At 66.0% G+C, this 6000-nt stretch carries 6 protein-coding genes; 3 read left to right on the top strand and 3 right to left on the bottom strand.

All coding sequences use genetic code 11. The features are described from left to right. The first annotated feature begins 449 nt into the window (after nt 1-449). Complete coding sequence (dxs, locus tag VE25_RS15380; RefSeq protein WP_046109529.1) at nt 450-2411, top strand: 1-deoxy-D-xylulose-5-phosphate synthase; 1962 nt, start codon at nt 450-452, stop codon at nt 2409-2411. Nucleotides 2412-2648: 237 nt separating this feature from the next. Here dxs and VE25_RS15375 read toward each other — a convergent pair whose 3' ends face one another. After that, the gene (locus VE25_RS15375) at nt 2649-2909 is read right to left on the bottom strand and encodes a DUF2312 domain-containing protein (protein ID WP_046109528.1); all 261 of its coding nucleotides are present in this window, start codon (nt 2907-2909) and stop codon (nt 2649-2651) included. A gap of 160 nt (nt 2910-3069) precedes the next feature. Here VE25_RS15375 and VE25_RS15370 point away from each other — a divergent pair, with 160 nt between their 5' ends. Together VE25_RS15370 and pyk are read left to right on the top strand one after the other, a co-directional pair. After that, nucleotides 3070-3675, top strand: a complete 606-nt coding sequence (locus tag VE25_RS15370; RefSeq protein WP_244466949.1) for a DUF1036 domain-containing protein — start codon at nt 3070-3072, stop codon at nt 3673-3675. After that, nucleotides 3672-5108 (top strand): pyruvate kinase, encoded by a 1437-nt coding sequence (gene pyk / locus VE25_RS15365; RefSeq protein ID WP_046109527.1) that lies wholly within the window; start codon nt 3672-3674, stop codon nt 5106-5108. The genes VE25_RS15370 and pyk overlap by 4 nt, the downstream gene beginning before the upstream one ends. A gap of 52 nt (nt 5109-5160) precedes the next feature. On the opposite strand, the gene VE25_RS15360 is transcribed toward pyk, so the two are convergent. Both VE25_RS15360 and ykgO read right to left on the bottom strand, forming a co-directional pair. After that, nucleotides 5161-5553, bottom strand: a complete 393-nt coding sequence (locus tag VE25_RS15360) for an SRPBCC family protein (RefSeq protein ID WP_046109526.1) — start codon at nt 5551-5553, stop codon at nt 5161-5163. A gap of 128 nt (nt 5554-5681) precedes the next feature. After that, a complete protein-coding gene (gene ykgO / locus VE25_RS15355) occupies nt 5682-5807 on the bottom strand; it encodes a type B 50S ribosomal protein L36 (protein ID WP_035098668.1) in 126 nt (41 codons plus the stop codon). Nucleotides 5808-6000: the final 193 nt, after the last annotated feature.

The following is a 6000-nucleotide window of genomic DNA, read 5'->3' as shown; positions in this document are numbered from 1 at the left end:
CGCGACCCACACGCCTCACCCTAGTGCGCTCGGCGGCAGCGTCTGATGTGTATAAGCGCCAGTCCCCGCACCTGCGGCTGGCCCTATCATCTGCCTCGCACCCCGCCGTTGCACACGCGGCATGGACGAGATGTCGGGCGGGGGCGTTGGGGCAGCCGGGTCGCCGGCGGGCAGGGTGTCTGTTACGGACCGGCGGATCATCAGCGTCCGCATGCTTCGTGTACGGCTCACAAATCCCGACGTGTGGGGCGGCTGACGCTTCCCATCTAAAACTAAATAGGAGGCGAAAGCCGCCCCGCATTCGTGTGTCCGAAAGGACAAGAACCGCAGGACCAGCGTCCGGGCGGCGTAGAGTCTTGCCCAACGACGAAATTCCGCCCGATTACCCGTATTTATCCGCGACAGCGTAGCGGTTGCATTGCTGCGCACCGCTCACTAATGATCGTCTGATGGCCGATGATCACGATAAGGACAAGCAATTGGCCGAAAAGCCGCAAACGCCGCTTCTCGATACCGTCAACTCGCCCGCCGACCTTCGCGCCCTGCCGCGCGAGGACCTGCGCCAGCTCGCCGACGAGTTGCGCGCCGAGATGATCGACGCCGTCTCCGTGACCGGCGGGCACCTGGGTGCCGGGCTCGGCGTCGTCGAGTTGACCGTCGCCATCCATGCCGTCTTCGACACGCCCCACGACCGCCTGATCTGGGACGTCGGCCACCAGGCCTACCCGCACAAGATCCTTACCGGCCGGCGCGACCGCATCCGGACGCTGCGCCAGAAGGACGGGCTCTCCGGCTTCACCCGCCGCGCCGAAAGCGAGTACGACCCGTTCGGCGCCGGGCACTCCTCGACCTCGATCTCGGCCGGCCTCGGCATGGCGGTCGCCGCCGAGCAGCAGGGTTTGAAGCGCAACGTCATCGCCGTCATCGGCGACGGCGCCATGTCGGCAGGCATGGCCTATGAGGCGATGAACAATGCCGGCGCTATGGACGCGCGCCTCATCGTCATCCTCAACGACAACGACATGTCGATCGCCCCGCCGACCGGGGCGATGAGCGCCTATCTGGCCCGGCTGGTCTCCGGCCCCGTCTATCGCGGCATGCGCGAGACGGCCAAGACCATCGCCAAGAAGCTGCCCTCCGTCTTCCACGAGCCGGCCCGCCGCACCGAGGAGTTCGCCCGCTCGTTTTTCACCGGCGGCACGCTCTTCGAGGAATTGGGCTTCTACTATGTCGGTCCCATCGACGGGCACAACCTCGACCACCTGCTGCCGGTGCTCACCAACGTGCGCGACGCCGGCGAAGGCCCGATCCTAATTCATGTCGTGACCAAGAAAGGCAAGGGCTACGGGCCGGCCGAGGACTCGGCCGACAAGTACCATGGCGTTTCCAAGTTCAACGTCATCACCGGCGCCCAGGCCAAGGCTCCCTCCAACGCCCCCTCCTACACCAGCGTCTTCGCCAAAGCGCTGATCGAGGAGGCTAAGAACGACGACCGCATCGTCGCCGTCACCGCCGCCATGCCCACGGGCACCGGGCTCGACAAGTTCGCCGAGATCTTCCCCGCGCGCACCTTCGACGTCGGCATCGCCGAGCAGCATGCCGTCACCTTCTCGGCCGGCATGGCCGCCGATGGGTTGAAGCCCTTCTGCGCCATCTACTCGACCTTCCTGCAGCGCGCCTACGACCAGGTGGTGCACGACGTCGCGATCCAGAGCCTGCCGGTGCGTTTCGCCCTCGATCGGGCCGGCTATGTCGGCGCCGATGGCCCGACCCACGCCGGCAACTATGACGCCGCCTATCTCGGCGCGCTGCCCGGCATGGTGCTGATGGCCGCCGCCGACGAGGCCGAGCTCGTCCATATGGTGGCGACCGCCGCGGCCCACGATACCGGCCCGATCGCGTTCCGCTATCCGCGCGGCGACGGCATCGGCATCGAGCTGCCCGAGCGCGGAACGCCGCTTGCCATCGGCAAGGGCCGCATCGTGCGCGAAGGCTCGACCATCGCCATCCTCTCCTACGGCACGCGGCTGGCCGAAGCGCTCGCCGCCGCCGAGCGGCTGGCGGCCCTCGGCTTCAACCCGACCGTTGCCGATGCGCGCTTCATGAAGCCGCTCGACGAGGAGCTGATCGCGCGCCTGGCGCAGAGCCACGAGGTGCTCTTGAGCGTCGAGGAAAGCGCCATCGGCGGCTTCGGCAGCCACGTGGCGACGTTCCTTGCCCGCAATGGCCTCCTCGACGGCAAGCTGAAGTTCCGCCCGCTGATGATCCCGGACGTCTTCACCGAGCATGCGAGCCAAGCCGACATGTACGCCGCCGCCGGCCTCGACCGCGCCGGCATCCTCGCCGCGGCCCTCGATACCCTCGGCTACGACGAAGCCGCCATGCACGCCGCCGCCGACCGCATCGGCTAGTGTGCGTTCCGGTTCCGATCGAAAACAGCGGCTCCATCGCCTCCCTCCCCCTTGAGGGGAGGGAATGAGGGTGGGGGGTGGATCGGGTGAGCCACCACAGCTTCCCACCACCCCAGCCCCTCCCCTCAAGGGGGAGGGGAGCCGCCCCGGGCTTCGGCCAAAACTCAGCCGCCCTGGAACGAAAAGTCCGCCACGGCCGAGCCGAAGCGGACTTATCCCCGCAGGTGCGGAACCGGCTTAGACTTCGCTTGGCGCGTTCACCATGCCGAGGGCTGCCATGTAGAGTTCCAGCAGTGCCTCCTGCTCCATGCGCTCGTTGGCGTCCTGCTTGCGGATGCGGATGATCTGGCGGAGGATCTTGGTGTCGAAGCCGTTGCCCTTGGCCTCGGCGTAGATTTCCTTGATGTCGGCGGCGATCGCCGCCTTTTCCTCTTCCATGCGCTCGATCCGCTCGATGAACGCACGCAGCTGGTCCTGGGCTACACTTTCAACCGACATGGAATGCAAACCTTTCCTTTTCGGCCTTGGTTCAACCCCAGCCGGCCCTTCGGTTCAAGCGCTTTTGACCTCAATCCACACCGCTCTGGCCTTGGCCCCGCAATTCGGTCAAAACCCGTCATTAGCGATTGACAGCGTCCGCGCCCCGCGCTCAAACCAGGTGACCTTCCTTCCCATGATTTCCGGCACGCTCTTGCACGTCCTGCGCCTCGGTCTCGCCCTTGCCGGCATGCTGTTGCCCGGCGTCCTGCTCCTGCCGGCGCCCGCCTATGCGGACCTGCGCATCTGCAACGAGACGCGCAACCTCGTCTCCGTCGCATTGGGCTACCGGGCCGAGCGCGGCTGGCAGTCGGAGGGTTGGTGGCAGACCCCGCCCGGCGACTGCCGCGTGCTCTATCAGGGCGAGCTCACCCGCCGCTACTATTACGTCTATGCGGCCGACGACATCGGGGGCGGCGACTGGGGCGGATCGGTCTTCATGTGCACGCGTGACGAAACCTTCACGATATTCGGGGTTGAGGATTGCCTCGCGCGCGGCTATGAGCGCACGGGGTTCTTCGAAATAGACACGCAGGGCCGGACCGACTGGACTCTGCAGCTCACCGAAGGGAGCGCGGTGCCGGATGTGATCGGCCCGGACGGCGGGGAAAACCTGGAAGAGGAACCCCTCCTGCTCGTCGATCCGGATGATGTCGACATCGAGATCGAGGGCGGGATCGAAGACGGCTTCGACGCAACAGACACCGAAGGCACGGACACCCAATGAGACGTATGAGACGCGTGAAGATCGTCGCGACCCTCGGCCCCGCCAGCAATGAGGAAAAGACGATCGAGGATCTGGCGCGTGCCGGTGCGGACGTCTTCCGCATCAACATGAGCCATGCGAGCCACGATCTGCTGCGTCAGACCGTGTCGCGCATCCGCGAGGTCGAGGCGCGCCTCAAGCACCCGCTCGGCATCCTCGTCGACCTGCAGGGCCCCAAGCTGCGCATCGCGCGCTTTGCCGAAGGATCTGTACAGCTCGCAGCCGGCCAGAAATTCGTCCTCGACTCCACCGATGCCCCCGGCACCGCCGAGCGCGACTACCTCCCCCACCCCGAGATCATCGAGAGCGTTTCGGTCGGCGACCGGCTGCTGCTCGACGACGGCAAGCTGCAGTTCAAGGCCACCAAGGTCGGTGGCGGCGCCATCGAGACCGAAGTCATCTATGGCGGCAAGCTCTCCGACCGCAAGGGCGTGTCGCTGCCCGATACGCTCCTGCCCGTCGGCGCCCTGACCGAGAAGGACCACGCCGACCTCCTCGAAGGCTTGAAGTGCGACGCCGACTGGATCGCGCTCTCCTTCGTGCAGCGCCCCGAGGACATCATCGATGTCCGCAAGATCGTCCAGGGCCGCGCCGGCGTCATGGCCAAGATCGAGAAGCCCCAGGCCATAGATCGTCTGGAAGAGATCATCAAGCTCTGCGACGCCTTCATGGTGGCGCGAGGGGACCTGGGCGTCGAGCTGCCGCTCGAGACCGTGCCGGGCTTGCAAAAGAAGATGATCCGCATGGCCCGCCGCTTCGGCAAGCCGGTGGTCGTCGCCACGCAGATGCTGGAATCGATGATCACCTCGCCGGTGCCGACCCGCGCCGAGGTTTCGGACGTCTCGATCGCCGTCTTCGAAGGCGCCGACGCCGTCATGCTCTCGGCCGAGAGCGCCTCGGGCCAATATCCGGTCGAGGCGGTCACCATGATGAACCGCGTCGCCGTCGCCGTCGAGAACGACACCAACTACCGCACCATCATCCGCGCCCAGGCGACCGAGCCCGAGGCGACCGCCGCCGACGCCATCTCTGCGGCGACCCGGCAGGTGGCCGAGACGCTCGATCTCGCCGCCATCGTCACCTACACCTCCTCGGGCTCGACCGGCATCCGCGCCGCCCGCGAGCGGCCCGCCAAGCCGATCATCGCGCTCTCGCCGAACCTGCGAACCATCCGGCGCCTGTCGGTCGTCTGGGGCATCCACTGCGTGCAGACCGAGGACGCGGCGAGCCTCGAGGACATGGTCGACCGCGCCTGCATCATCGCCTACCAGGAAGGGTTCGCCCGTCCCGGCGATCGCATCGCCATCACCGCCGGTGTGCCGCTCGGCACCCCCGGCGCCACCAACATGCTGCGCATCGCGTTCGTGCGTCAGGACGGCGCCGGCTCGAGCTGAGCCGGGCTCCCGACGCCGACCGCTCAAGGCCAGTCGGCGTCGCCGGCTGGCCTTATGTGTTGAGGCTTTCGAGGTAAGTCTTCAGCACCTGCAGGTCCGCCTCGATCCAAGCGCACTCGGAAACGAAGAGCTCCTCGCTCATGTCGTCCAGCCGGAAGAGCGTGATGGCCAGCTCGCAGCCCTCGCCATTGGTGTAGAGGCGCGCCGGGAGGAACTGCGTGCCGAATTGCGTGCCCTCGACGGCGATATCGAGGATGCCGAAGCGGTTGGGCGGAGTGAACCGGATCCGGATGCCTCCGGCCTGCCAGACATGCGCGGCGGCCTTGTGCCAGTCGCGCACCGAAATCTGCGTCCAGCGGGTGAGGTTGGCCGGCTCTGCAAGGAACTCATAGACACGCTGCAACGGCCGATCGATGGCGACGGTCACGGTTCGGCTGGGGTACATAACTGTCTCGACGCGGCAGGTGGATGCGAAGCGCCCTAGCCACTGCCCCAACCGATATGACGGCACAATAGAAAAAGGCTCGCGATTTTCGCGAGCCTTTTCAAACCGTTACCAGGTTCGTTAAACGCTTAGCCCTGGCGGGCCTTGTAGCGCTTGTCGACCTTGTTGATGATGTAGACACGCCCGCGGCGGCGGACGAGCTTGTTCGCGCGGTGGCGAGTCATCAACGCCTTCAGCGAATTGCGGATCTTCATCTCTTACCCCGGATAAACAAAAAACCGGGCGCTTAGGGCGCCCGAAAACTGGCCGGAACATAGGGACATCGATCCCATATGTCAACGCCGCAAACGCAGGGTTTTCCACCGCCCGCGAGGGTGGAAAACCAGGTTCGCCGACGCGTTAACAGGCCGCATACCGCCGGTCGCTATAACAGGACGACGAGCCATT

It is taken from the genome of Devosia geojensis (genome assembly GCF_000969415.1).
Classification (GTDB): Bacteria; Pseudomonadota; Alphaproteobacteria; order Rhizobiales; family Devosiaceae; genus Devosia; species Devosia geojensis.
The sequence above is the reverse complement of the archived record's forward strand: the minus strand, read 5'-3'. Positions and strand labels throughout refer to the sequence as shown.